Genomic DNA, 25,302 nt, shown 5'->3' with positions numbered 1-25,302 from the left:
GTCGATTTCACTCCCCCTAGGCTACAGACATGTCTGGACAACCCGAGAGTTAAACGTGTCTGTATCTATTGAATCTAATTTTGGCGCTGAGTATGCCGCCCATCTGCCGCTGCTTGGGGATAGCATTGCCCAGTTGCTTGCCTTCTTTGGTGTGAAACGTGTTTATGGGGTCGGGGGAGATTTTGTCGCTAACCTGATTAACGCCTTGGATAAACAGCTGGCGGTCTTGCCCTCCAGTAACGAGATGCATGCCGGTTTCAGTGCCTGTGCCCAGGCTGAGTTGAACCCGCTTGGGGTCTGTATGACCACCTATACAGTCGGCAGCTTACCTTGTACTTCGGCGGCAGCATTGGCGCGCACCGAAGGCCTGCCCGTGGTGTTTATCTCGGGAGCGCCCGGCGAGGCGGAGATCAACAGCCAGGCGCTGCACCACTCTGTGCATCCCCATACAGCCTGGCATACAGATCTGGATGCGGCGCTCAATGCCTTTAAGGCGTTGGGGGTGCGCGCCGAGCGTCTACAGGGGCAGCGTCACAGCGGTCAGCCCAATGTGGCTGCCGAACAGTTTTTGCAGCTGCTCATTCACGCCTATGTGAATCGCCAGCCCGTTTATATCGAAGTGCCACGGGATCTCATCTATCAGCCAACCCAGGCGCTGAGTCTGCCAACTTGCCCAAGTGAGCTCAGGCCTCAGGCGCTTAACCTGAGCGGCGCCGAGCTGATCGCCAGCCAGATCCGCACTCAGCTGATACAGGCCAAAGCGCCGCTGGTTTTCCTCGGTGAGAAACTCAGGCTCAATGCACCTCTGCTGCAAAAGATCCTCACCTTCTGCGAGCAAAATGCGCTGCCCTATGCCACCACCTGGTTTGGTAAGGGGATGCTGGATGAGTCAAAGCCTCTGTGTCTTGGCAGTTATAACGGTGTATTCAGCCGTTTGCCCCATCAAGAATATATCGAATCGGCGGCCGACTATGTGCTGGAGCTGGGCACGGCTATCTTCCCTTCGGACACCAACAACGCGTTCAGCAGCCAGACCCATGCCATAGATAATCACGGCAACAAAACAATGCTCAAGGGCACGGCTCAGTGGGAGACAGATATTGCCGCTGTGATTAACTTACTCAGTGAGCAGATTATTAGGGATACTCAGGTGAATTTAAGCGCCGAGACTGAAGTAGAGATCAGGGCCGAGAGCGGAGCGGAATATAAGCCTGAGTTAGCAGGCCATTGTGATGCCGAGCTGGGCTATCATCATCTGGCGTCCTGTATTAACGCCGCACAGCAGGCCAGTGAGCGCCCCTTCATCTTTGTGCCCGAGGTGGGAAATTCGCTGTTTGCAAGCTTCGAGCTGACCACATTGGGCAGCGATATTGGTCGCAGCTATCTGGCGAACCCTTGGTACGCGGCCATGGGCACCAGCTTGCCCTATGCCAGAGCCGTGGCGGATCAGCTTAATGAGCAGGACAGCAAGCAGCCTGTGGTAGTGCTCACTGGCGATGGTGGCTTTAATTTCCAGGCCAATGAGTTGATCAACCTGCAAAAGCAGGGAGCCAACCTAGTGATCGTCTATATGCGCAACAACATCTTCCATCTGGGTAAGGCCGGTGATGCGCCCATCTACGCCTGCAATCACCAAGGCTTCGATCCTAAGTTGTTGATTCAGGCCTATGGTGGTCGAGGGCATCTGTGCTACCACAATGGCGAGTTTATCGATACCCTGTGTGATTGTGTTGCTAGCGGTGGCCTGCACCTTATCGAGGTGCCAGCATCTTTGGATGAGTCTTGCCAGAGTGATACCACACGCAAGCTCAATTGCTACATAGGTTATCGTAACGGTCAGGCCGAGGCGACGCGCCTTTGGCAGGAGCTATGCGAAAAACGCGGCTAAACTGAGAGACGTGTCGGCTAATTTCCCCGCCATTGGTGCGGGGGCGGCAGATAGAGCGTACAACTTGGCGCGGTGCTGTGTTATCTTTGGCGGCACTTAACTCTTTATTTGGGCACGACCTAATCTATGCAAAATATTGCACAAATCATCGCTCAGGAACTCAATGTTCGCGAGCAGCAAGTGACGGCGACCATTAGCCTGTTAGATGAAGGCGCGACCGTTCCTTTCGTGGCGCGTTACCGTAAAGAGGTGACAGGCGGCCTGGACGATACTCAGCTTCGCACCTTACACAGCCGTCTGGCGTATCTTAGGGATCTGAACGACAGGCGCAAGGTGATCCTTTCCAGCATAGAGGCTCAGGGTAAGTTAACCCCCACATTGGCAGCCGCAATTGAGCAGGCCGACAGCAAGACACGTTTAGAAGATCTCTATCTTCCTTTTAAGCCTAAGCGCCGCACCAAAGGGCAGATAGCCATAGAGGCGGGGATCGAACCCTTAGCCGAGCAGTTATTGCAGGAGAGACAGGCGGATATTCAGCGGCTGGCCAGCCAATATCTCAATGATGACGCCGGATTTAATGACACTGCCGCCGTGCTCGATGGCGCGCGTTTTATCCTGATGGAACGCTTTGCCGAAGATGCCGAACTGCTGCAGAAAGTGCGCCGCCATCTCAATGACAATGCTGTGCTTGAGAGCCGTCTTGTGAAAGGCAAAGAGCAGGAGGGCACCAAATTCCGTGATTATTTCGAATATAGCGAGAAGCTGACCCAAATCCCCTCGCATCGCGCCTTGGCCTTGTTGCGTGGCCGCAACGAGGGTGTTCTGAGCCTGAGCATGAATGCCGACCCCCAAGCCGAAGCTAAACAGGGCAGCTACTGCGAAGTGATTATCAGCGACCACTTTAACCTCAAGCTGAGCGACAGCGCTGTGGATCAGTGGCTCAAGCTGGTGGTGACCTCTACCTGGCGCATTAAGATCGCGTTGCAGATGGAGACAGAATTTATCAGCAAGCTGCGTGAGCGCGCCGAGAGCGAGGCGATCAATGTGTTTGCCCGTAATCTGGGCGATCTGTTGATGGCGGCACCCGCCGGTGCCAAGTGCACCTTAGGACTGGATCCGGGTCTGCGTACCGGGGTGAAGGTCGCCATAGTCAACAACACAGGTAAGCTGGTGGCCCACTCGACCATCTTCCCCCATGCGCCGCAGAATCAGTGGGAGAAGTCTCTGCGTACCCTGTCGAATCTGGTGAAGATGCACAAGGTCGAGCTGATCGCCATAGGTAACGGCACTGCGTCCCGCGAGACAGATAAACTGGCGGGCGAGCTTATCGCCTCTCTTAAAGCGGAAGTGCCTGGGCTGACCAAGATCATGGTGAGCGAGGCGGGCGCCTCTGTCTATTCCGCCTCCGAGCTGGCGGCAGAGGAGTTTCCCGATCTGGATGTGTCCATCCGCGGCGCCGTCTCCATCGCCCGTCGTTTGCAGGATCCGCTGGCGGAGCTAGTGAAGATAGAGCCTAAGTCCATCGGCGTCGGCCAGTATCAACACGATGTGAGTCAGAGCCAGCTGTCACAGTCCTTAGAAGCCGTGGTGGAAGATTGCGTGAACCGGGTCGGTGTGGATCTCAATATGGCCTCTGCGCCGCTGCTTTCTCAGGTGGCGGGATTGAACAAGACTTTGGCGCGTAATATCGTCGATTATCGCGACGAGCACGGTCAGTTCAGCAATCGTAAGCAGTTGCTTAAGGTTGCGCGTCTCGGCCCCAAGGCGTTCGAGCAAGCGGCCGGATTCTTGCGTATCGCCGGCGGCGACAATCCGCTGGATGCCAGTGCCGTGCATCCAGAAGCATACAGCCTGGTCGAAACCATAGCCAAAACTCAGCAGCAGGCCCTCGATAGTCTGATAGGCAACAGCGAGTTGCTTAAGCAGCTAGACGCCAGTGCCTTTGTAACATCGGAGTTCGGCCTGCCGACCATCAACGATATCTTGAGTGAGCTGGATAAGCCGGGACGGGATCCTCGCGGTGAGTTTAAGACTGCGGTATTCAAGGAGGGGGTCGAGCAGGTAAAAGATCTCAAACCTGAGATGATCTTAGAAGGCGTGGTGACCAATGTGACCAACTTCGGCGCCTTCGTGGATGTGGGCGTACATCAGGACGGTCTGGTGCATATCTCATCCTTAACCGACAAATTTGTCAGCGATCCTCATACCGTGGTCAAGGCCGGTGATGTAGTGAAGGTGAAGGTGATGGAAGTGGATGTGGAGCGCAAGCGGATCAGCCTGAGCATGCGTCTCGATGAGAAGGCGTCATCGAACTCGACTCCAACCCGCCAGGCTGCTGGCAAGCCTCAGGGCGCAGACAAGGGACGTTCGGCGAACGCCTTTAATAAAAAGCCGAAAGCCCCCGCCAATGCCGCCATGGGTAACGCCTTTGCCGATGCTTTCGCTAAGTTGAAAAAATAGGGCTAAAAAATAACGCGAAATAGTAAAACAGGCTCTTAACCGACTTAAGCCGAGGCCCCAGGTCTCGGCTTTTTACATTCATGTAACCATCTCTGTTTGCTTCACATTTCTAAAACTTACTTCGCCAATCTGTATCCATGCGGCGGTTAACAGGGTAATCTTCGCGCCTGCTCAAAAAAGAAGCAGTTTTACAGAGGTTAGCTTAGGAAAAACATGGGTACAGCTTTATCAACTTTGGTCGCCTGGGCGGGTTCAAAACTCAGATCATCTAAAACCGGTATCTTAGGTGCCATCTGCTGTTTTGCGTTGATTGCCATAGCGATCACCACCTTAAGCCGGATCGGTTTAGGCCTGTGGCAGTTGGAGCGCGTATCGGCGGTCGATGGCTGGTCACATCTACTGTTTCAGGGGCTCAGAGTCGATCTGGCCACGGTATGCTGGATATGGGGTGTCGCGGCGCTCGGCAGCGTGATCTTCAGTGGCGACCATGCTATCGGCCGAGGCTGGAAAATGGTGCTGCGCGTCTGGTTGACCCTAGGGCTTTATCTGCTGGTGTTTCTGGAGATCTCGACGCCCTCATTTATTCAAGAATACGGTCTTAGACCCAACCGCCTCTATATCGAATACCTTATCTATCCGAAAGAAGTGCTGTCTATGTTGTGGGCCGGGCGTAAGCTCGAGCTGCTGTTTGGCCTAGTGATTGGTGGCCTGACGCTTTGGGGCGGCTGGAAATTAACCGGTGCTTTGCTGCGTAATATAAGGTATCCCAAGTGGAATTGGCGCCCGGTTATCGCCTTGCTGGTGATAGTCGCGACTTTTGCCGGGGCGCGCTCCAGTCTGGGTCACAGACCGCTGAATCCGGCTATGGTGGCCTTTGCCGATGATCCTCTGGTCAATTCACTGGTGATTAACTCGACCTATTCGCTGTTTTTTGCCATCAGTCAGATGGAAAGTGAGGACAGTGCCGCTAAGGTCTATGGCAAGCTGGATAAGCAGCTGGTGATAGACACCATACGTAAGGAGAGTGGTCGTCCACTGAGTGCCTTCGAGTCTGATAATCTGCCCAGTGTGACCTATAATCGCGCCAGTTATCAGGGCAAGCCGAAGAACCTGGTGATTTTATTGCAGGAAAGCCTGGGCGCCCGCTTTGTCGGCAGCTTAGGCGGCCTGCCGCTGACTCCGAATATCGATAAGCTGGCCGAGCAGGGCTGGCTGTTTGAAAACCTCTATGCCACAGGTACCCGCTCTGTGCGCGGTATCGAAGCGGTAACTACTGGCTTTACGCCAACACCGGCTCGCTCCGTGGTTAAGCTGGGTAAGAGCCAGACTAACTTCTTTACCATAGCCGAGCTGCTAAAGCGTCATGGCTATGAGACACAGTTTATCTATGGTGGCGAGAGCCATTTCGACAATATGAAGAGCTTCTTCCTCGGTAATGGATTTAGCGATATCGTCGATGAGAAAGATTATCAGAACCCCACTTTTATCGGTTCCTGGGGCGTGTCGGATGAAGATCTGCTTGAACGTGCTCATCAGGAGTTCGAGCAACTGCATAAAGAGGGTAAACCCTTTTTTAGTCTGGTATTTAGCTCCAGCAATCACGATCCGTTCGAGTTTCCTGACGATCGTATCGAGCTCTATGAGCAGCCGAAACAGAGCCGCAATAACGCGGCCAAGTATGCCGACTATGCCATTGGTGAGTTCTTCAAGATGGCAAAAAGTTCAGACTATTGGAAAGATACTGTGTTTTTGGTTGTCGCCGATCATGACAGTCGCGTCGGCGGCGCCGATCTGGTGCCCATCTCACGTTTTCGTATTCCCGGCCTGATTTTAGGTGATGGGGTTGCTGCGAGCAGAGATAGCCGAGTCGTCAGTCAAATCGATATGGCGCCAACCTTGTTGTCCTTAATCGGGATCTCAGACAGCTATCCTATGCTGGGGCGGGATTTGACTCAGGCGCCTCAGGATTGGCCAGGCCGTGCCCTGATGCAATACGACAAGAATATGGCTTATATGCGGGGCAAGGATGTGGTTATTCTGCAGCCGGATCGTGAGCCAACGGGGTTCGAATATGACTTTAGTAACGGCAATATGGTGCATAAAGATCAGAGCGCCGAGATGAAGCAGACGGCCCTTTCCTGGGCGCTATGGGGCAGCATGGCCTATCAGCAGCACCTGTATCAGTTCCCTAAACAGGGCGATAAGTCTTAAATTATGGTTAGCAGTGCAGACTCATCCTTAGGGTGGGTCTGGGTCTGATAAAAGCGGGTGATGTGGGCTGAAACGCTGTCGTAGAAGCTGGCAGGCTGTTTGGAAGTCTCGTCCTTGTCATCTTGCTGCTTTTGCTGGGCGGCGTGAGAATGCCCAGGCTGTATGACTCGAATATCCTGGCGTTTGAGCGCAGGTTTAAAAAATGCTGAATAGCCGTTGGCACTCTGCTGTTTTTTCTGTTCCTGCTGCCCGCCTTGCTGCTGATTTCCCTGTCCCTTGGTATGCACTTTCTCGTGGCGTTTTGCCTGGATATCGGCCTGTTCGGCTGTGCGTTCATGCTGTGGATTAAAGGCGCGTTCTTCGTTGCTCTTAGCCAGTTGTGGTGCGGGAATGATAGGCGGGCGCTGCTGGTTTTCTACCCGCACAGATTCCGTCGCGGCGTTGGTCGTCGCGAGGGGAACTTGAGGGTAGTTGGTCACCACTAGCATGCTATTCACTCCTTGATTAATGCTTAAAGAATAAACAAAAAATTCAACAAGTAAAAGCGTAAGTTTTGCCTATCTGGCGCAAAACGGCGTCGTTCTTAACAACGCTCGTTTAAGTCCCTCAGCCAACCTAAGAGTGCTTCACAAAAAGGCGTGGTGTGGGAGATAAAGGGCGCATGGGACGCCTTTAGAAACATAGTATCTTGGATCTGCCCATCGGCCTGAGGCAGCAGTGGTGGCACCCGGCGGGAGACCAAACCATCGAGACGTCCCCACAGTCTCAGCCAGGGCAGCTTAAGAGTGTCGAGCTCGGGGCGCAGATCCACATGCTGCAGCATGGCTAACCCCTGTTTGAGGGCATTGCTGTCGGGAAGCGGCCTGGCCATCACCAACTCTCTGAGCTGCTTAATATCCTGCTTGGCACTCTCGCTTCCCATGGCCTGTATCGCGAGAAAACGCTCTACCATCTTAGGCAGATTTTGCTCAAGGTCGGTGGCAAATTGTGTTAGCACTTGCGGCGCGATTCCCGGCCAGCTCTCTGATTCTCGCGCCATAAAACAGGGGGAGGAGGCTATGGTCACCAGTGCTTTTACCCGACCTGGGAAACGCAGCGCGGTGCGACTGGCGATCAATCCCCCCAGAGACCAGCCAATCCAGATGGCGCTTTCTGGCACCTGATGAACAATGGTCTCTACCCAATCGTCTATATCGCCCTTAATGGCCGGGCTGTGGCCGAATCCGGGCAGATCCACATAGTGAACACAGTAGCCCTGCAGCGCGTCGTGCAGTGGGGTAAATACCGCGCTGTTGACGCCCCAGCCATGGAGCATGACGATTGGGGTGCCTTGGCCTATAGTTTCAATATGCAGGGATAGCTGACTCACTCAAAATGCCTCTACTCGAACGCTGGAAATTCCTTTCTGCCAGACAGGCCTTCAACTGGAGGCGCTTGTTTGGCTGGCTCGGCGCTAGTCTACCTAATCGTTGTTTGATGTGCCATCAGACTCTGCGTTCTGGCGGTAGTGGCATCTGTGAGACCTGCCTGGGCGCGAGTCTCTATCATAGGCCAAGCTGTCTGGGATGCGGGCGCCCTTTGGTGATGCAGACCCGCTATTGCGGAAGCTGCATGGTGAAGCCTCCCTTAGCCGTGGTGGCGCCGGGGAGTTATCATCAGGGAATAGGCGAACATGTGGCGGCCATCAAGTATCAGGGGCAACTGGCGGCCTTGGATTGTCTCTGTGATGCCTTAGTGGCGCGGATAGAGGCGCTGGAGGCTTTGGGGCTTACCCAGTGGCCTCAGGCAATTGTGGCTGTGCCTTTGCACCCAAATCGACTCAGGCAGAGAGGCTTTAATCAAGCCTGGCTGATAGCTAAGGTACTGAGCGACAAACTCAAGCTGCCGCTACTTGAGCACGCGGTGATCCGCAGCGTCGATACCCGTCCTCAGGAGGGGTTAACCGGGCGTCAGCGGCGGCGCAATTTGGCCGATGCCTTCAAACTACAGCAGGATATTGAGTATCAGCGCATCGCCATAGTGGATGATGTCGTGACGACAGGCACTACGGTAAACACCATAGCCAAGCTGTTTGAGGCGCGTTATATCCAAGTTCAGGTCTGGTGTCTGGCAAGGGCCGAAGCGCCGGGATTGTCAGATTAACCTGTTTTCACAATCAAAAAACGCCCTCAATCGGGCGTTTTTTGGGCTAAATCCCTGGGCTTATTAATCCTCTCGGGTGTATTTATCCATGATCACGGCGCAGGCGGCATCGCCTGTAATGTTAAGGGCGGTTCGAATCATGTCAAAGACCCTATCCAGAGCAAACAGCAGCGGCAAACCATCGATGGGAATACCCGCGGCCAGCAGCACAGCGACCACAAGGAAGGAGGGGCCGGGAACGCCGGCCTGACCAATTGCGCCTAAAGTGGAGGTGAAGATGATAGCCGCATAGGTGGCAATGCCGAGATCTATGTTGTACATCTGGGCGAAGAAGATGGCCACCAGGCCGTAATAGATGGCATTACCGCTCATGTTGATGGTGGCGCCTAGGGGTAGCACGAAGGAGGCTGTGGGTTTAGAGACTTTCAGCTCCTCTTCACAGGTCTCCATGGTCACAGGCAGGGTCGCCATAGATGATGCCGTCGAGAGTGCCATCACCTGAGGCTTCTTCATCTTGCTGATGAACTCCCTTGCGCTGGTGCGGGAGAAAAAGTGCACCAGCAGGGGGAAGAATACAAAGCCAAACAGTAAGATGGCGAATACAAACACGATAAAGAGTTTGAGCACCACTTCTAAGGCATCGAATCCGAAGGTACCCACCGAGTCTGCCATCAGGCCAAATACGCCGATAGGGGCGATAATCATCACGCAGTTAATCATCCACACGAAGGCGTCGATTATGGTGTTGAGCGCCGCTACGATAGGCTTGGCGCCATCTCCTTTTACCTTAGTGAGCGCGATACCGAAGAAGATGCTGAACACTAAGATCTGCAATATGTTGCCACCGGTTAATGATTCAAACACATTGGTGGGGATCATGCCGATAAAGGTATCCATTACGCCGGGTAGGGTACCTTGCTCTTCTGTCACTTGCATCAAATCACCGCTAGCATGATTGGTGAAGTCTATGCCATTACCGGGCTGAAATAGGTTACCTAACACCAGAGCCAGAACAACGGCGACACCCGAGGTCAAGATGAAGAAACTAAAGGTGCCTATGCCGACTTTACCGGCCTTGGGGCTGTCGCCCAGACTCGCGGCGCCGGCGATAATAGAGACAAGCACCAGGGGGATAACTAGCATCTTAATCAGATGGATAAAGAGGGTGCCTAAGGGAGCAAAAACAGTGGCATCTTCACCCATGATGAATCCAACGGCGGCGCCGATGATCATGGCGATAACAACCTGCACCCCTATGTTGCGCATCAGTTTATTGGTTTTGTTCGTCACAGCGACCTCGTGTTATCAGCAGGCAATGGCTTAGGGCCTGAATAATAGGACAGTAAGAGTTACACCGGCTGACAGCTTTGGAGCGACATTAGCGCCTGTTAGGCAATGGCGGAACTCAGATTCATCAGTTTGTTATTAAAGCCTTATGTTCAGCATAAAACAATAAGTTACGCGGCATTTAGTCGTATGTTTTTGATATTGCCTTGAGAAAAGGCTTGCGGCTGGGGGAGCATTTGATGGAGAGAGTGTTAGCCAGAGAGCCGAAAGGCTCCCTGACTAAGGTGAGGCTCAGTGATGATTAAATCTGAGGGCCTGCCTGCTTGATTGCATCTGACACCTGATATTTTGCGAAGTTATCCGCAAAGGCTTGTGCTAGCTGATGGGCATATTTGTCATATTCTGCTTTGTCTTCCCAGGTATTAACCGGGTTAAGCAGATTCGTGTCGACACCAGATACCTGCATAGGAATATCGAGGTTAAGCTTGTCGATATGCACTGTTTCTACCTGCTTGAGTTCGCCACTGACGATGGCGTCGATGATCGCTCTGGTAGTAGGAATGTCGAAACGCTTACCTACGCCGTGAGGACCGCCAGTCCAGCCAGTGTTAACCAGGTAAACCTGGCTGTCGAATGCTTCGATACGCTTCATCAACAGCTCGGCATACACGCCCGCAGGACGTGGGAAGAAAGGTGCGCCGAAACAGGTTGAGAAGGTCGATTGAATTGCCGAAGTCGAGCCGATCTCGGTTGAACCCACTTTAGCTGTATAACCAGAAAGGAAATGGTAGGCTGCTTGCTCTTTACTTAGCTTGGAGACAGGAGGTAATACCCCTGAAACATCACAGGTCAGGAACACAACTGCATGGGGCTCAGCACCGCGGTTGTCCAGTTTACGCTGGGCGATATGTTCCAGCGGATAGGCGGCGCGGCTGTTTTCTGTCAGGCTGGTGTTGCTGTAGTCAGGTACGCGCTGCTCATCTAAGGTGACGTTTTCCAATACTGTACCAAAACGAATAGCATCCCAGATCACTGGCTCATTCTTCTGGCTTAGATCGATACACTTGGCGTAGCAGCCGCCTTCGATATTGAATACGCCGCCTTCGGCCCAACCATGCTCATCATCGCCGATAAGGAAACGCTTAGGATCCGCAGACAGTGTCGTTTTACCTGTACCTGATAGGCCGAAGAACAGCGTGGTATCGCCATCTTTACCCACGTTTGCCGAGCAGTGCATTGGCAGTACGTCTTTGACTGGCAACAGGAAGTTCTGCACAGAGAACATAGATTTTTTCATCTCACCGGCATATTTCAGACCCGCGAGCAGGACTTTACGATCGGCGAAGTTGATGATCACAACTGCATCAGAATGGGTGCCATCACGCTCAGGTTCACAGACGAAGCCAGGTGCGTTGAGGATCTGCCAAACGGGTTTGTTTGCAGCATTAAACTCCTCGGGCACGATAAACAGGTTACGGGCAAAGAGTTGATGCCAGGCGGTTTGGGTGGTGACTTGTAGGGGTTGGTAATGGTCGGGGTCGGCGCCCACTTCCAGTTCAGATACAAAGGTTTCTTTATCGGAAAGGTATTCAGTCACTCGTTGCCAGAGGGCGTTAAATGCACTCATCTCGAATGGCTGGTTAACTGCGCCCCATTCGATATCTTGCTCCGAACTGGCTTCCTTAACAATAAAGCGATCTTTAGGTGAGCGTCCGGTACGTTCGCCAGTTTTAGCAACTAGCGCGCCATTGGCAGTCAGTTCACCTTCGCCACGGGCCAGAGCCATTTCAACCAGTTGTGCCGTTGTCAGGTTTTTATGGACTCGCTGAGCTCCATCTAACATCTGTGAGATCTCCATCATATAGGTCATTTTAAGTGCCGGTCTGTGCCAGCTTTTTTGCTGCTATTCGCTGCAGGTGTCTGAGTGTAACTTAAGGGGGGATGTCAGTGCGAGGCAAGAATGCATAATGTGTGAATAAAAAAGGGTCAAAGTGAATGACTTTGACCCTTTTAGTGTGATAACTGTTAGATTTTATTGCTGAATATCGGTCGCTGCGGCATTTTTGAACAGGGCTTCGATATCGATAGAGTCGAAGCTGTAGTTGCTGTTGCAGTACTCACAGCCCATCTCTATTTTACCTTGTTCTGCTAAGATAGCGTCCAGCTCCGACTTGGCAATAGTGCGTAGTGCCTGGGCGCTGCGCTCACGAGAGCAGGTGCAGCGGAAGGTAACAGGAATGGGGTCGAACAGGCGTACCGCTTCTTGGTGGTAGAGGCGGTGCAGCACTTCGGTCGCTTCCAGTTCAAACAACTCTTCGGCTTTAATTGTGCTGGTGAGCTGTTCCAGATGCTCATAGGCCTCATTATGTTTGCTCTCACCCGGCAGCACCTGAAGTAGCATACCGGCGGCCTGTTTGCCGTTGGCGAATAGGCGAATTGTGGTGGGCAGTTGCTCCGATTGCGCAAAGTATTGCTCTAAACAACCAGCGAGAGTGGGTTGCTCTAGGGCGACCACGCCCTGATAACGCTCGCCATTGCTCGGGGTTAAGGTGATCACCATGTGGCCTTTACCCATCAACTGAGACAGGTCGGCATCGTCGCTGATATTGCCTTGCCAGCGTGAGACACCACGCAGCTGTTGCTGATTATTGCCGTTGATCACCGCCAGAGAAACCGGGCCATCACCCTGAACCTGGACGCTGATATCGCCATCGAGTTTCAGTGTGGCGGTCAGCAGTGAAGTGGCAGCCATCAGCTCGCCCAACAGATTTTGAATGGCTATCGGGTAAGTGTGAGCCGATAACATCTCTTGATAACTTGCTTCTAACTGCACTGTCTGGCCACGAACGTCGGCATCATCGAACAGATAACGGTTTAATATATCTTTACTCATCTTACTCTCACGGTTAACTGGCTTTAAAGCGTATTAGTTGACGACGCTGTTTTTTGTCCGGCTTGGTATCCGGCGCTGGATTATTGAGCATATTTAAGCGTCTTGCCTCGGCATAGGTTGCTCGTTTGGCTATGCTTTCGGATGTTTCTTCATATAAGGTTTGGGCGATAACCGCCTTTTGGCGATGTTCTGATAACTTTTTGATCACGACCTCTTTCTCATCATGACCCTGACGCAGGCGGATAACTGCATCGATTTCTGCAATTTTGCTCGATTTTGTCCTTTGGCCGTTGTAGTGTACTTTGCCACCGTTAATCATCTCTTTGGCCAGGGCGCGGGTTTTGTAAAATCGGGCGGCCCATAACCATTTGTCCAATCTGACAGTCACAGCTTGTTCCGGAACCAAGACAAACCTCCTCTACAGGCAGACAAAAGATGGGTAAGCTCACAGGCTTAACAATAAGTTACATCCAAAGGCGGGCGATAATGGCGATATAGCGACTGACCTCACACCCTTTTTAGGCGCGTAAAGTTAGCATAAATAAAGGCTATAGGCCAATATAGCATCAGTTATAGGCTTGTTGCAGATAACAGTCTAGGTTAGCATTAGCTATAGTATGTTATTAAATTATTACTTAATTAGATTAGAGACCTGTTTAGAGGGTCCATATACATGGATATTTTAGATAAAGTTATTTCTGTGGCCAAAGGTGTACCCCACAAGCCTCTGAGCACAGCTATTTTTTGGCTGGGCCTGATTGTTTCTGCTTATCTTCTGGCACAAATAACATGGAAATTTGTGCCCGCCAGCCAAACTACCACAGCGTGGAAACCAACGCCGACCCAAGTGGGTGGCGCTTCTTCATCGGTCAACCTAGCGGGATTGGAAAACCTATCCCTGTTTGGCAAGGCCGATCCCAACGCCGACAAACCTAAAGTCGCGCCTGTCGAAGAGAAGCTGATGGATGCGCCTAAGACCTCCTTATCCATCCAATTAACTGGTGTCGTTGCCTCGACGGCCGAGCAGAAAGGTCTGGCGGTGATTGAGTCTAGCGGCAGCCAGAATACCTATAGCCTAGGCGATCAGATTAAAGGCACTGCGGCCTCACTCAAAGAGGTGTACGCCGATCGCATCATCATCTCCAATAGCGGGCGTTACGAAACCCTGATGTTAGATGGCCTGAAATATAATGCGCAAAGCAGTGCTAACGATCAGCTGCAACAAGCCAAGCGAGCTGGCAATGTGACTAAAGTGGATAGACGGGACGATGAAGAGGTATCGGAAGAGATACTTAACTCGCTGCAGGATCCAAGTAAGATCACCGACTATCTGGCTATCTCACCGGTTAACAGTGATGGTGAAGTTCAGGGGTACAGATTAAACCCCGGCAAGAATCGAGAATTGTTTCAACAAGCAGGTTTGAAGGCTAATGATTTAGCCAAATCAATTAACGGCTATGATCTAACTGATATGAGCCAGGCATTGGAAGTGATGGCGCAGTTGCCTGAATTGACCGAGATCTCCTTGATGGTGGAGAGAGAGGGTCAATTGGTAGAGATCATGTTTAGTTTGCCGCAATAAAAAGGGTTTAGGGGAAGTAATTAATGAACAACAAGAAAGTCCGCCGCAATCTTATTGCGAGCATGTTTTTGGGCGCATCCATGTTAGCGCCTTCGCAGGCATGGTCTGAACAATATGCGGCTAATTTCAAAGGCACTGACATTCAAGAGTTTATCAATATTGTCGGTAAAAACTTGAATCGCACTATTATTGTCGACCCGACGGTACGCGGCAAAATCAATGTGCGCAGCTATGATCTGCTCAATGATGAGCAATATTATCAGTTCTTCCTCAATGTGCTGCAGGTGTATGGTTATGCCGTGGTCGAGATGGACAACAACATCATCAAGGTGATCAAGGATAAAGATGCCAAGACCTCGGCCATACGCGTAGCCGATGACAGAAGCCCAGGCCTTGGTGATGAGATGGTGACACGCATAGTTGCCCTGTATAACACAGAAGCCAAACAGCTCGCCCCGCTACTGCGTCAGTTAAACGATAACGCCGGTGGTGGTAACGTAGTGAACTACGACCCTTCAAACGTCTTGATGATTTCTGGCCGCGCCGCCGTGGTAAACAAGTTGGTGGACATAGTACGCCGCGTCGATAAACAGGGTGATACCGAGGTGCAAGTTGTGCCTTTAGAGTATGCTTCTGCTGGTGAAATCGTGCGCATTATCGATACCCTCTACCGCGCGACCGCCAACCAGGCGCAGATGCCGGGGCAGGCGCCTAAAGTGGTTGCCGATGAGCGTACCAATGCCGTGGTGGTCAGCGGTGATGAGAAGAGTCGTCAGCGTGTGGTTGCCCTAATCAAAACCTTAGATGCCGAGCAGGCATCGACCGGCAATACTAAGGTGCGCTATCTGCGCTATGCCAAAGCCGAAGAGTTGGTGGAAGTGTTGACGGGCTTTGCGGAAAAACTCTCGAGAGAGCAGGAAGGCGCGGCGAATCCTCAAGGGGGAGGCCGAAGCTCACGTCGTAATGAAATCAATATTATGGCTCACGCCGATACGAACGCCTTAGTGATAAGTGCAGAGCCGGATCAGATGCGCACCATTGAGAGTGTGATCAATCAGTTGGATATTCGCCGTGCTCAGGTATTGGTTGAAGCCATCATAGTCGAGGTCGCCGAAGGGGATAATGTTGGCTTCGGTGTGCAGTGGGCTACAGAAGCCGGTGGTGGAACCCAGTTTAACAACCTTGGCCCAACCATAGGCGAAGTCGGTGCAGGTATCTGGCAGGCGCAAGGGGAAGACGGTAACACAGTCACTACTATCGACAGCAATGGTAACCCGGTAACGACCACTAACCCAGATACCCGTGGCGATATCACGCTATTGGCTCAGGCTTTGGGTAAGGTAAATGGCATGGCGTGGGGCCTGGCTATGGGCGACTTTGGTGCCTTGGTGCAGGCAGTATCTAGCGATACCACCTCTAACGTGCTGGCAACACCTTCTATCACCACCCTGGATAACCAGGAAGCCTCCTTTATCGTTGGTGATGAAGTGCCTATCCTGACTGGCGCCCAGAACTCCAGCAATGGTAACAGTAACCCATTCCAGACCGTTGAGCGTAAAGAGGTCGGTGTGAAGCTCAAAGTGGTGCCCCAGATCAACGAAGGCAGCACAGTGAAACTGACCATAGAGCAGGAAGTGTCGGGTATCAATGGTAATACAGGCGTCGACGTGACCTTCGCCACCCGCCGTCTGACCACCACTGTGATGGCCGATTCGGGTCAAATTGTCGTCCTCGGCGGTCTGATCAACGAAGAGACACAGGAGAGTGTGCAGAAAGTACCTTTCCTTGGTGATATCCCTATCCTGGGGCATCTGTTCAAGTCCACCTCCAGCAGCAAGAAAAAACGTAACCTCATGGTGTTTATTAAGCCGACCATTATCCGTGACGGTATCACTATGGAAGGGGTCGCGAGTCGTAAGTACAACTACTTCCGTGCCCTTCAACTTGAGCAGCAGGAGCGTGGCGTAAGCTTGATGCCGGGTGCCGATGTGCCTGTGCTTGAAGAGTGGAACCAGGAGGAATACCTGCCGCCCGAGGTCAACGAAGTCTTAGAGCGTTACAAAGAGCGTAAGGGGCTAGACACGCCGCTACGTGAAAGCGATTCGACTCTGAAGCATATTTCAGACAGCAAGAAGCAAGATAAAGCCGATGAGTGATCTGCAAGCCTCCCAAAATGATGAACTGGCCCAGGTATCGAGTGAACTTGGGCTGGCGCAAGAGGCCGAATCGGATGAAGTGTTTCACTCTAATAGCCGTGAACGGTTGCCCTTTGCCTTTGCTCATCGCTTTCAGCTAGTACTGGAAAAGGAAGAGTCGGGCAAGTTAACCCTGTTCCATACAGAGGCGACGCCTATCGAGGCTATGCTTGAGGTGCGCCGTTATACCGGGCAGGAACTGGCCTTGACTCAGCTCGAAGCCACTGCTTTTGAGTCTAAACTGACCAAGGTGTATCAGGCTAACTCGTCTGAAGCCCAGCAGCTGATGCAGGATATAGGCAACGAAATGGATCTCTTCACCCTGGCCGAGGAGATCCCACAAACTGAGGATCTGCTCGAAGGGGATGACGATGCGCCTATTATTCGTCTGATCAACGCGCTCCTGTCTGAGGCGATCAAAGAGGAAGCCTCGGATATTCATATCGAGACCTATGAGAAACAGCTGGTGGTGCGTTTCCGCGTCGACGGCGTGCTGAAAGAGGTGCTCAAGCCAAACCGTAAGTTATCTTCGCTGTTAGTGTCGCGTATCAAGGTCATGGCCCGTCTGGATATCGCCGAGAAGCGGGTGCCGCAAGATGGCCGTATCTCGCTGCGTATTGCCGGTCGCGCCGTGGATGTGCGTGTCTCGACCATGCCCTCTAGCCACGGCGAGCGTGTGGTATTACGTCTGTTGGATAAGAACGCCGGCAATCTGGATCTGAAACAGCTGGGGATGACAGACACAATTCGCCAGCAGTTTGATCAGCTGATCCGCAAACCTCACGGTATCATTCTGGTGACCGGGCCAACGGGTTCGGGTAAGAGTACGACCCTGTATGCGGGTCTGACCGAGATCAACTCCATCGACACCAACATACTCACGGTTGAAGATCCTATCGAATATGAGCTGGCCGGTATTGGTCAGACTCAGGTAAATACTAAGGTGGATATGACCTTCGCTCGTGGCCTACGCGCCATTTTGCGTCAGGATCCGGATGTGGTGATGATAGGTGAGATCCGGGATCTGGAAACCGCCCAAATTGCCGTGCAGGCCTCCTTAACGGGTCACTTGGTGATCTCGACCCTGCACACCAATACGGCTTCGGGTGCCATTACTCGTCTGCAGGATATGGGGGTTGAGCCCTTCCTAGTCTCTTCGAGTCTGCTCGGGGTGTTGGCGCAGCGTCTTATCCGTACCTTGTGTCCTGTCTGTAAGACAGAGCATCTGCCGGATCAGCGCGAGCGGGAGCTGTTAGGGATAGATGCCGACGATCCGCGTCATATCTACCGTGCCAACGGCTGTAGCGCCTGTGGTAATAACGGTTATCGTGGCCGTACCGGTATCCATGAATTGCTGCTGGTGGACGACCATATTCGTGAGTTGATCCATACAGGCCGCGGTGAGTTGGCTATTGAGAAACACATACGCAAGACAGTGCCCAGTATTCGTCACGATGGCATGAGCAAAGTGCTGGCCGGGGTCACTACCCTGGAAGAAGTGCTGCGCGTCACCCGCGAGGAGTAACGGATGCCAGCCTATGAATACAAAGCGCTCGACACTAAAGGTAAACAGCAGAAAGGGGTGATAGAAGCCGATACGGCGCGTCATGCCCGTGGTCAACTGCGTGAACAGCGCCTGATGCCGCTGGAAATTACCGCCGTGGTGGAGAAAGAGTCTAAGGTCAAGTCGGGCGGTTTTAGTTTTAAGCGCGGCATCTCGGTGTCCGAGCTGGCGATGATCACCCGTCAGATAGCCACCCTGGTGGCATCGGGTCTGCCTATCGAAGAATCTCTTAAGGCCGTGGGCCAGCAGTGTGAGAAAGATCGTCTCGCCAGCATGGTGATGGCGGTGCGCTCACGTGTGGTAGAAGGTTACAGCCTGGCCGATTCCATGGCCGAGTTCCCGCATATTTTCGATGATCTCTATCGTGCCATGGTGGCGTCTGGCGAGAAATCCGGTCACCTTGAGGTGGTGCTCAACCGTCTGGCGGATTACACAGAGCGGCGTCAACAGCTCAAGGGCAAGATGACTCAGGCGATGATCTATCCCATAGTGCTGACTGTGGTGGCTATCAGCGTTATCGCTATCTTGCTGGCGGCGGTTGTGCCTCAGGTGGTTGGACAGTTTGAGCATATGGGGCAGGAGTTGCCCTGGACGACCCAGCTTTTGATCGCCGCATCGGACTTTGTGCGCGACTATGGTTTTATCCTCCTTGGGGTAATAGTGCTGGCGATCGTTGGTTTTAAGCAGTTGCTTAAGAGCAGTGCCAATCGGATGCGTTTCGATAGTGCGCTGCTGAATATGCCTGTGATTGGCAGGGTCAGTAAGGGGCTCAATACCGCGCGTTTTGCCCGTACTTTGAGTATTCTCACCGCAAGCTCGGTGCCGCTGCTGGATGCGATGCGTATCGCCAGCGAGGTCTTGATGAATGCCAGGGTTAGGGTGGCTGTCGAAGAGGCAACCGCTCGGGTGCGTGAGGGGACAAGTTTAGGCGCGGCACTGGCCAATACTAAACTTTTTCCGCCTATGATGCTCTATATGATCACCTCGGGTGAAAAAAGTGGTCAGTTGGAGCAGATGCTGGAACGCGCCGCGGACAACCAGGATCGCGAGTTTGAGTCCAATGTGAATATCGCGCTCGGGGTATTTGAGCCTTTGCTGGTGGTCAGCATGGCGGCGGTGGTGTTGTTTATCGTGCTGGCGATCCTGCAACCCATTTTAGAATTGAACAATATGATTAGTGGTTGATGCGCCAGAGCAGCAAAACCATGCAATAGCGTGCTCACTCACGGGAGTTAGCACTTAATAGAGGATGTAGTAATGCAAGCAAGAAACAAGCAGAAAGGTTTTACCCTGTTAGAAGTGATGGTGGTTATCGTGATCTTGGGGATCCTTGCCTCTTTGGTTGTGCCTAACCTGATGGGTAACAAAGATAAGGCCGATCTGCAAAAAGCGGTATCTGACATAGTGGCATTGGAAAATGCCTTGGATATGTACCGTCTGGATAACAGTGTTTACCCAACCACAGAGCAGGGGCTTGAGGCGCTGGTTCAGAAGCCAACCATTTCGCCTGAGCCACGTAACTACCGTAGCGACGGCTATGTGAAGCGTCTGCCACAGGACCCATGGAGAAATAACTACCTGCTGTTAAGCCCAGGTGAGCGCGGCAAGATAGATATTTTCAGCGCAGGTCCCGATGGTCAGCCAGGCACTGAAGACGATGTTGGCAGCTGGAATCTGCAAGATTTCCAATAATAGCCAGTCGATGATTCAGTCTAAGAGTCGAGCCTAATGAGGTCGCTGCGTCAGTCGGGGTTTACCCTGATGGAGGTCTTGTTGGTCATCTTGCTGATCGGTCTTGCGGCCGCGGCGGTGACCTACACCTCAAGCAGTGCCGGTAAGCAGCAGGAGCTGGAGCGCACGGCAAAGCAGTTTATCGCCACTACTGAGTTGGTGCTGGATGAGACTGTGCTCAGCGGCCAGTTTATCGGCATAGTAATAGACAAGAGTTATTACAAGTTTGTCTATTACGAAGAGGGCAAATGGAAACCTTTAGAGGATGATCGCCTGCTGGCAGAGCGAGAGATGCCCTATGGGGTTGAGATGAGTCTTATCCTAGATGGCTTGCCCCTGTCTCAAGAGGATGAAGAGGATGACTCCTGGTTCGATGAGCCTCTTATTGAGCTAACGGAAGAAGAGAAAAAGAAATTCCCCGAGCCGCAGGTAATGCTGTTTCCCAGCGGCGAGATGAGTGCCTTCGAGCTGACCTTTGTCAGCAAGGATGAGCAGGGAGATGAGATTGATACATTGGTGGTTGGCGATGCGCTTGGCCGGTTAACTCTGGGGAGAGACGATGGATTCGAAGATGAATAAGGTCCATAACACCGGCTTAAGGGGCGCACAGCTACAGCTTGTCAGTCCGGAGGCATTGGGTGCGTAATAAGCAGCGAGGCATGACACTGCTTGAGGTGATAGTCGCCCTGGCCGTCTTTGCGACAGCGGCCGTGTCTATCACTAAGAGTCTGGGACAGCAGATCGCCAACATGCCGATTCTGGAGGAGCGCACCCTGGCACAGTGGGTCGCCGATAACCAGATGGTCGATGCCCGACTAGAGGAGAAGTTTCCCGCACTGGGCCGCAAAGAGGGGCGGGTCGAGCTGGCGGATAAAGAGTGGTATTGGCGTAAGGAAGTGGTGAAAACCGCAGATGATAGCTTTCGTATGATACGCATAAGCGTTAGCGATGATGAAAGGTATCAGCGGATTGTCGCTCAGGTCAGCAGTTATGTATTCAATGAAGGTTAAGGGAGCCCAGGGCTTTACCCTGCTGGAGATGCTGGTGGCCATCGCCATCTTTGCCATGTTGGGGCTGGCGGCTAACTCAGTGCTGCAAACTGTGATGAAAAATGATGCCACCACGGCGGAGTTTGCCGACAGACTCAAGGCATTACAGCAGGGTTTTGGTGCCCTGGAGCGGGACTTTGGGCAGATGGTTGCCCGCACCCCACGCTCCCTCGAAGGGGGGCGGGGCAGCACAGTGCTCCAGACAGGGGCGGATCTGCTGGATACGGATCCTGACTCGGAGGCGATCGTCTTCTTTCGCATCGGCTGGCTCAATCCCGATGGCATTCTGCCCAGAGGCAGCTTGCAGTCAGTGGCCTATGTGGTGCAGAACCATAATTTAGAGCGCTGGTTTTTTCCCTATCCTGAGCCGGAGTTTGGCACTGAGCCGATAAAAACTGTGGTGATTAAGGACGTGGTGTCACTGGAGTACGCTTTTTTTGTTGATAATCAGTGGCAGCGAAAAATAGAGGCCACCAGTCTACCCCAGGCGATTGCGATGGAGATAGATGTCGAAGGGCTGGGCAAGATACAGCGTAAGTTTTTATTGCCTAAGGGCGCCTTGCTGACGCCGAGCGACGATGAAGACGATAATGCCGGCAATCAACCGGATGACGGCTCGGAAACGGATACGCAAGAGGGTAGCGAAGAGAACCCAGAGGATGACGGTACTGTGCCTGAGGTCGAGGATAATAATGTCTAATTTGCCTCGAAAACAGCGCGGTGTCGCACTGATAGTGGTGCTGATGATAGTCGCCATGATTGCGGTGATCGCCACTAACATCAACAGCCGAAACCAGATCTCGGTGCGCCGTACCATCAACCTGGCGCAATATGATCAGGCATACTGGTATGCCATCTCGGCCGAAGAGCTGGCCAAGAAGGTGCTAGAACAAGATTTGAAAGATGCCGACGATGGTAAGATCCACCGTCAGCAGTACTGGGCTCAGGCCAATGTGGTTTTTCCTGCCGAGCAGGGCGAAATAGGTGGCCGCATCAGTGATATGCAGGCCTGTTTTAATCTCAACTCACTGTCGATGAAGAGCAGCGAAGTGGAGAATGGCCAGCCGAAACTGTCGCTGCCGGCGCAGCAATTTAAGGGTTTGCTGGTGGCCTTAGGTATGGATGATTTCTCTGCGGAGCGCCTGACCCATACACTGAAAGATTATCTGGATGAGGATACGGTAACCAGCCCGTTTGGCGCCGAGGATGCGGAGTATGAGTCGCGAACCATAGCCTATCGCGCGGCCAACACCATAATGAATCATCGCAGCGAACTGCGCGCCGTGATGGGGGTCAGCCAGGAGGTTTACCTCAAGCTGACACCCTATATCTGCGCGATACCGGGTAATGACAGGCAAGTGCTGAACGTCAATACCATAGAGATAGAACAGGCGGCGTTATTGGCCGGCATGTTAGATAATAAGATAAGCGTGGGCGAGGCGGAGAGCATCATCAACCAGCGCCCGCCAGATGGTTACGATTCGATCGATGAGTTTTGGGAGAATAGTTCTATCTCTTCGTTGAAGAGTGAACAGAAGCTGGCCTCCAGTTTTAGCCTGAAGAGCAATTACTTTTTGTTGGAGGCGGCGGCCAGAGTCGATAGTGCCACCTTCCGTTTAGAGAGTGTGCTTAGAGTCGTCGGTAAGACCAAGTTAGAGGTACTGACGCGTCAGTATGGCGGGCAGAAATAGTCACCTTTGCTGTGATATACGGCAGGTAAAATAGAATAAAACAAGTCAGAGCTGTTGGCTGATGCGACTTGTGGAGAAAGACCTTGAGTGAACGATTATTTATCCGTTTAGGAAGAAGCATAGACCAAAGCTGCGCCTGGCTGGTTTGGTCTGAGCAGGAGCAAGAGATCATCGCTTCCGGAGAGCTGGCCGATGCCAATGCTTTGTCGACACTGGCAGAGCGCGCCGGTAATCGTCCGGTGGATATTCTGGTGCCCGCATCGGCGATCACCCTGACCTCGGTACAACTGCCCGAAAAGGGTCAGCGGCAGGCGATCAAGGCTTTACCCTTTATGCTTGAAGAGAGTCTGGCAGAGAATGTCGATGAGCTGCATTTCGTGACCGGCCCCCGTGACGGAGAGGCTTTAAGCGTTGCCGTGGTGGCGCATTCGCAGATGCAGAACTGGCTCTCCTGGCTTAAGGATGCGGGCATCCGTGCTCGGCAGATAGTACCCGATTGTCTGGCGCTGCCATTGCAAGAGTGTAAGTGGGCGGTGATGCAGTTTGGTTCAGATTACCTGCTGCGTACCGGCAGTGGCAGTGGTGTCAGCTTGGACGCCGGCTGGTTTAATGCCGCCTTGCCTAAATTGGTCGAGAAAGAGCAGGAAGAAGTGGTCACGCTGGCAAACTACAGCGAGCTTGAGATCCAGGGGGTTGAGGTTCAGCCTCAGCCTTTAGATCTGCCCATGTTAGTGCTGGCCAAAGGTATCTTACATGCGCCCCTGAACCTACTTACCGGGGCTTATACCCCTAAACGTGAATATGGCAAGCATCTGCTGCTGTGGCGCAATAGTGCCATAGTGCTATTTGTAGCGCTGGTGCTGGCTCTGGTGAATAAAGGGCTCAACATTCACCAGATGAACAGCGAGCGTGAGCAGTTGCAGCAACAGAGCAGCCAAATCTTTAAACAGGTGGTTGGCAGCTCGCGGGTGGTCAATATCCGCTCGCAGATGGACAGTGCCCTGCGCAGCCTGCAGGGTTCTGGCAGCGGTGCCGCTTTCTTTACCATGCTTGATGAACTCAAGCAGGCCTTTATTGCCGTGCCGGATCTCAAACCGACCACACTGCGTTTCGACAGTGGCCGCAACGAGATACGCATGCAGATCACCGCCAAGAGCTATGCCCAGATTGAGCAGTTTACTCAGCTGATCTCAAATCGTTTCGAGGTCAATGCTGGGGCGATGAACAGCGCCGATGATAAGATCAACAGCACCTTAACCCTGAGGAGCAAGTAGATGGACAACATTAAGGCGTGGTGGAACGGGTTAATTCTGCGGGAGCAGCAGTTGGTTGCAGCCTGCGGTGTGATGCTGGTGGTGGGCATCGGCTATTGGGGGATCTGGACTCCCATCAGCAATGCCGAAGCGGATGCGGAGCGGGCCTTGCAGGCGCAGCAAAATACCCTCAATTATGTTAAGCAGACCGCCAATAAGATAGCCGGTTTGAAACAGGCGGGTGGTAAGCAAGTCTATTCAGGCAGCCTAAGTACAGCCGTGACCCAGGGGGCGAAGAGTTTTGGCCTGGAGATCACCCGAATGCAGCCCCAGGGCAACAAGATACAGGTGTGGATGGATGAGGTGCCTTTCAATTCACTACTGGGCTACCTGAGCGATCTGGTGCAGGAAAAAGGGATGTCGCTGGATAATATCGAGCTGGCTCAGTCCGATACGCCAGGATTTGTTAAAGTCCGTCGTATTCAATTGTCGCAGTAATCAAGGCGTTAAGGTGTATTTGTGAGTCTAGTGAAGAAAATAGCGATCGGTTTTGTCGTTTATCTGGTTTTTTTAGTCGCCCTGTTTCCGGCCAGTGTTGCCGTCAGCCTGGCGCCTTTGCCGAATATGGTTAAAATTAGCGGCGTTTCGGGCAGTGTCTGGTCGGGCAGTGCCGAGCAGGTGCTCATAGGTCAGCGTCAGCTGGAGTTAGTCAGTTGGGAGCTCAATCCCTGGGGATTACTGCTGGGTAAGGCGGATCTGGATCTGACTGTGGGCAATCGTGCCCATGCGGTCAATGGTAAAGGCTTGGTGTCTCTGTCCACCTCGGGTGTGGATATAGAACAGCTGCGTTTCGATGCGCCGAGTGAGTTTCTGCTCGGCAACAGCCGTCTGCCCTTCAGGACTCAGGTGGAAGGTAACTTTAGCCTGATAGTGCAGCAGTTGACTCAGGGCACATCCTGGTGTGAGCAGCTGAGTGGCAAGATGTTTGCCCAGCAATTGCAGGTGAATAATCAGTTCGGTAAATATCCGCTAGGGGATGTTGAGCTGGGATTAAGCTGCGTCGATGGCAACATCAAGATAGCCACAGATGAGACCATGAATGCCTTGGGCGTGTCGGGCAGCGCTCTGCTCAAAGATAAGAGTCAGTTCCAGGTCAGCGCCAAGATCAGAGAGACGGATGCTCAACCTAAAGATTTGAAACAGGCTTTGAGTTTCCTCGGTAAGAAAGACAGCCAGGGCTATTACCCCATCAGCTATCAGGGGCGTATCCCCGGCATGTAGCCTAGCTGTTGGCTGGCACTAGCTTGTAGAAACACTAGCTTGTAGCAAAGTAGACATAAAGTAAAAAAAGCACCA

The 25,302-nt window shown here is 52.7% G+C and carries 22 protein-coding genes; 16 read left to right on the top strand and 6 right to left on the bottom strand.

Annotated elements, in window-relative coordinates; translation table 11 throughout:
• The first annotated feature begins 55 nt into the window (after nucleotides 1-55).
• The 3 genes from LZP69_RS13380 to LZP69_RS13370 all read left to right on the top strand — a co-directional run bounded on the left by LZP69_RS13380 (nucleotide 56) and on the right by LZP69_RS13370 (nucleotide 6,559).
• The gene (locus LZP69_RS13380; RefSeq protein ID WP_234201238.1) at nucleotides 56-1,888 is read left to right on the top strand and encodes a thiamine pyrophosphate-binding protein; all 1,833 of its coding nucleotides are present in this window, start codon (nucleotides 56-58) and stop codon (nucleotides 1,886-1,888) included.
• A 126-nt stretch (nucleotides 1,889-2,014) separates the two neighbouring features.
• Nucleotides 2,015-4,348 carry a Tex family protein gene (locus LZP69_RS13375; protein WP_234201237.1) on the top strand — a complete coding sequence of 778 codons (2,334 nt, stop codon included), beginning with the start codon at nucleotides 2,015-2,017 and terminating at the stop codon, nucleotides 4,346-4,348.
• Between the two features lie 213 nt (nucleotides 4,349-4,561).
• Nucleotides 4,562-6,559: an LTA synthase family protein gene (locus tag LZP69_RS13370; RefSeq protein WP_234201236.1), complete on the top strand. Its 1,998-nt coding sequence runs from the start codon at nucleotides 4,562-4,564 to the stop codon at nucleotides 6,557-6,559.
• Here the strand turns inward: LZP69_RS13370 and LZP69_RS13365 are convergent.
• Together LZP69_RS13365 and bioH are read right to left on the bottom strand one after the other, a co-directional pair.
• The gene (locus tag LZP69_RS13365) at nucleotides 6,556-7,047 is read right to left on the bottom strand and encodes a hypothetical protein (protein WP_234201235.1); all 492 of its coding nucleotides are present in this window, start codon (nucleotides 7,045-7,047) and stop codon (nucleotides 6,556-6,558) included. The genes LZP69_RS13370 and LZP69_RS13365 overlap by 4 nt on opposite strands.
• Nucleotides 7,048-7,142: 95 nt before the next feature.
• Complete coding sequence (gene bioH / locus LZP69_RS13360) at nucleotides 7,143-7,928, bottom strand: pimeloyl-ACP methyl ester esterase BioH (protein WP_326490270.1); 786 nt, start codon at nucleotides 7,926-7,928, stop codon at nucleotides 7,143-7,145.
• A 5-nt stretch (nucleotides 7,929-7,933) separates the two neighbouring features.
• On the opposite strand from bioH, the gene LZP69_RS13355 reads away from it, so the two are divergent.
• Nucleotides 7,934-8,701, top strand: coding sequence for a ComF family protein (locus tag LZP69_RS13355; RefSeq protein WP_234201234.1), 768 nt, complete (start codon nucleotides 7,934-7,936; stop codon nucleotides 8,699-8,701).
• 63 nt (nucleotides 8,702-8,764) lie between these two features.
• Here LZP69_RS13355 and LZP69_RS13350 read toward each other — a convergent pair whose 3' ends face one another.
• The 4 genes from LZP69_RS13350 to hslR all read right to left on the bottom strand — a co-directional run bounded on the left by LZP69_RS13350 (nucleotide 8,765) and on the right by hslR (nucleotide 13,287).
• Nucleotides 8,765-9,967, bottom strand: coding sequence for a dicarboxylate/amino acid:cation symporter (locus tag LZP69_RS13350; RefSeq protein WP_234201277.1), 1,203 nt, complete (start codon nucleotides 9,965-9,967; stop codon nucleotides 8,765-8,767).
• A gap of 322 nt (nucleotides 9,968-10,289) precedes the next feature.
• Nucleotides 10,290-11,846 carry a phosphoenolpyruvate carboxykinase gene (locus LZP69_RS13345; protein ID WP_267962107.1) on the bottom strand — a complete coding sequence of 519 codons (1,557 nt, stop codon included), beginning with the start codon at nucleotides 11,844-11,846 and terminating at the stop codon, nucleotides 10,290-10,292.
• 174 nt (nucleotides 11,847-12,020) lie between these two features.
• On the bottom strand, nucleotides 12,021-12,881 hold the full coding sequence (gene hslO, locus LZP69_RS13340) for an Hsp33 family molecular chaperone HslO (protein WP_234201233.1): 861 nt from the start codon (nucleotides 12,879-12,881) through the stop codon (nucleotides 12,021-12,023).
• Between the two features lie 13 nt (nucleotides 12,882-12,894).
• Nucleotides 12,895-13,287 (bottom strand): ribosome-associated heat shock protein Hsp15, encoded by a 393-nt coding sequence (hslR, locus tag LZP69_RS13335; protein ID WP_234201232.1) that lies wholly within the window; start codon nucleotides 13,285-13,287, stop codon nucleotides 12,895-12,897.
• Nucleotides 13,288-13,554: 267 nt separating this feature from the next.
• Between hslR and gspC the strand changes: the two genes are divergently transcribed.
• The 12 genes from gspC (at nucleotide 13,555) to LZP69_RS13275 (ending at nucleotide 25,227) form a co-directional block, all read left to right on the top strand.
• Nucleotides 13,555-14,463 (top strand): type II secretion system protein GspC, encoded by a 909-nt coding sequence (gene gspC, locus LZP69_RS13330; protein ID WP_234201231.1) that lies wholly within the window; start codon nucleotides 13,555-13,557, stop codon nucleotides 14,461-14,463.
• Between the two features lie 23 nt (nucleotides 14,464-14,486).
• A complete protein-coding gene (gspD, locus tag LZP69_RS13325) occupies nucleotides 14,487-16,619 on the top strand; it encodes a type II secretion system secretin GspD (protein WP_234201230.1) in 2,133 nt (710 codons plus the stop codon).
• Complete coding sequence (gene gspE / locus LZP69_RS13320) at nucleotides 16,612-18,183, top strand: type II secretion system ATPase GspE (RefSeq protein WP_234201229.1); 1,572 nt, start codon at nucleotides 16,612-16,614, stop codon at nucleotides 18,181-18,183. Before gspD ends, gspE begins: the two co-directional genes overlap by 8 nt.
• Nucleotides 18,184-18,186: 3 nt before the next feature.
• Nucleotides 18,187-19,407 carry a type II secretion system inner membrane protein GspF gene (gene gspF / locus LZP69_RS13315; protein ID WP_234201228.1) on the top strand — a complete coding sequence of 407 codons (1,221 nt, stop codon included), beginning with the start codon at nucleotides 18,187-18,189 and terminating at the stop codon, nucleotides 19,405-19,407.
• Between the two features lie 72 nt (nucleotides 19,408-19,479).
• Nucleotides 19,480-19,914: a type II secretion system major pseudopilin GspG gene (gene gspG / locus LZP69_RS13310; protein WP_234201226.1), complete on the top strand. Its 435-nt coding sequence runs from the start codon at nucleotides 19,480-19,482 to the stop codon at nucleotides 19,912-19,914.
• Nucleotides 19,915-19,950: 36 nt separating this feature from the next.
• A complete protein-coding gene (gene gspH / locus LZP69_RS13305) occupies nucleotides 19,951-20,532 on the top strand; it encodes a type II secretion system minor pseudopilin GspH (protein WP_234201225.1) in 582 nt (193 codons plus the stop codon).
• 59 nt (nucleotides 20,533-20,591) lie between these two features.
• Nucleotides 20,592-20,963, top strand: coding sequence for a type II secretion system minor pseudopilin GspI (gene gspI, locus LZP69_RS13300; RefSeq protein WP_442800686.1), 372 nt, complete (start codon nucleotides 20,592-20,594; stop codon nucleotides 20,961-20,963).
• On the top strand, nucleotides 20,944-21,702 hold the full coding sequence (gene gspJ / locus LZP69_RS13295; RefSeq protein ID WP_234201224.1) for a type II secretion system minor pseudopilin GspJ: 759 nt from the start codon (nucleotides 20,944-20,946) through the stop codon (nucleotides 21,700-21,702). The genes gspI and gspJ overlap by 20 nt, the downstream gene beginning before the upstream one ends.
• Nucleotides 21,695-22,693: a type II secretion system minor pseudopilin GspK gene (gene gspK / locus LZP69_RS13290; protein ID WP_234201223.1), complete on the top strand. Its 999-nt coding sequence runs from the start codon at nucleotides 21,695-21,697 to the stop codon at nucleotides 22,691-22,693. The genes gspJ and gspK overlap by 8 nt, the downstream gene beginning before the upstream one ends.
• An 83-nt stretch (nucleotides 22,694-22,776) precedes the next feature.
• Nucleotides 22,777-23,967, top strand: a complete 1,191-nt coding sequence (gene gspL, locus LZP69_RS13285; protein WP_234201222.1) for a type II secretion system protein GspL — start codon at nucleotides 22,777-22,779, stop codon at nucleotides 23,965-23,967.
• Nucleotides 23,968-24,444 (top strand): type II secretion system protein M, encoded by a 477-nt coding sequence (locus tag LZP69_RS13280; protein WP_234201221.1) that lies wholly within the window; start codon nucleotides 23,968-23,970, stop codon nucleotides 24,442-24,444. It begins immediately after the preceding gene.
• 21 nt (nucleotides 24,445-24,465) lie between these two features.
• Nucleotides 24,466-25,227: a type II secretion system protein N gene (locus tag LZP69_RS13275; RefSeq protein ID WP_234201220.1), complete on the top strand. Its 762-nt coding sequence runs from the start codon at nucleotides 24,466-24,468 to the stop codon at nucleotides 25,225-25,227.
• Nucleotides 25,228-25,302: the final 75 nt, after the last annotated feature.

Origin of the sequence: Shewanella sp. AS1, assembly GCF_021412565.1 — a bacterium.
In the GTDB taxonomy this organism is placed as follows: Bacteria; Pseudomonadota; Gammaproteobacteria; order Enterobacterales; family Shewanellaceae; genus Shewanella.
Note: the sequence above shows the minus strand (reverse complement) of the source record. Positions and strands in the feature narration are given on the sequence as shown.

Excerpts from the sequence above, each read along its gene's own strand:
- LZP69_RS13350 (WP_234201277.1), bottom strand. The coding sequence starts at position 9,967 with ATGCGCAACATAGGGGTGCAGGTTGTTATCGCCATGATCATCGGCGCC.
- gspJ (WP_234201224.1), top strand. The coding sequence starts at position 20,944 with ATGTATTCAATGAAGGTTAAGGGAGCCCAGGGCTTTACCCTGCTGGAG.
- gspG (WP_234201226.1), top strand. The coding sequence starts at position 19,480 with ATGCAAGCAAGAAACAAGCAGAAAGGTTTTACCCTGTTAGAAGTGATG.
- gspD (WP_234201230.1), top strand. The coding sequence starts at position 14,487 with ATGAACAACAAGAAAGTCCGCCGCAATCTTATTGCGAGCATGTTTTTG.
- LZP69_RS13280 (WP_234201221.1), top strand. The coding sequence starts at position 23,968 with ATGGACAACATTAAGGCGTGGTGGAACGGGTTAATTCTGCGGGAGCAG.
- gspH (WP_234201225.1), top strand. The coding sequence starts at position 19,951 with ATGAGGTCGCTGCGTCAGTCGGGGTTTACCCTGATGGAGGTCTTGTTG.
- gspC (WP_234201231.1), top strand. The coding sequence starts at position 13,555 with ATGGATATTTTAGATAAAGTTATTTCTGTGGCCAAAGGTGTACCCCAC.
- gspF (WP_234201228.1), top strand. The coding sequence starts at position 18,187 with ATGCCAGCCTATGAATACAAAGCGCTCGACACTAAAGGTAAACAGCAG.
- LZP69_RS13355 (WP_234201234.1), top strand. The coding sequence starts at position 7,934 with ATGCCTCTACTCGAACGCTGGAAATTCCTTTCTGCCAGACAGGCCTTC.
- LZP69_RS13365 (WP_234201235.1), bottom strand. The coding sequence starts at position 7,047 with ATGCTAGTGGTGACCAACTACCCTCAAGTTCCCCTCGCGACGACCAAC.
- gspE (WP_234201229.1), top strand. The coding sequence starts at position 16,612 with ATGAGTGATCTGCAAGCCTCCCAAAATGATGAACTGGCCCAGGTATCG.
- LZP69_RS13375 (WP_234201237.1), top strand. The coding sequence starts at position 2,015 with ATGCAAAATATTGCACAAATCATCGCTCAGGAACTCAATGTTCGCGAG.
- LZP69_RS13370 (WP_234201236.1), top strand. The coding sequence starts at position 4,562 with ATGGGTACAGCTTTATCAACTTTGGTCGCCTGGGCGGGTTCAAAACTC.
- hslO (WP_234201233.1), bottom strand. The coding sequence starts at position 12,881 with ATGAGTAAAGATATATTAAACCGTTATCTGTTCGATGATGCCGACGTT.
- LZP69_RS13345 (WP_267962107.1), bottom strand. The coding sequence starts at position 11,846 with ATGGAGATCTCACAGATGTTAGATGGAGCTCAGCGAGTCCATAAAAAC.
- gspK (WP_234201223.1), top strand. The coding sequence starts at position 21,695 with ATGTCTAATTTGCCTCGAAAACAGCGCGGTGTCGCACTGATAGTGGTG.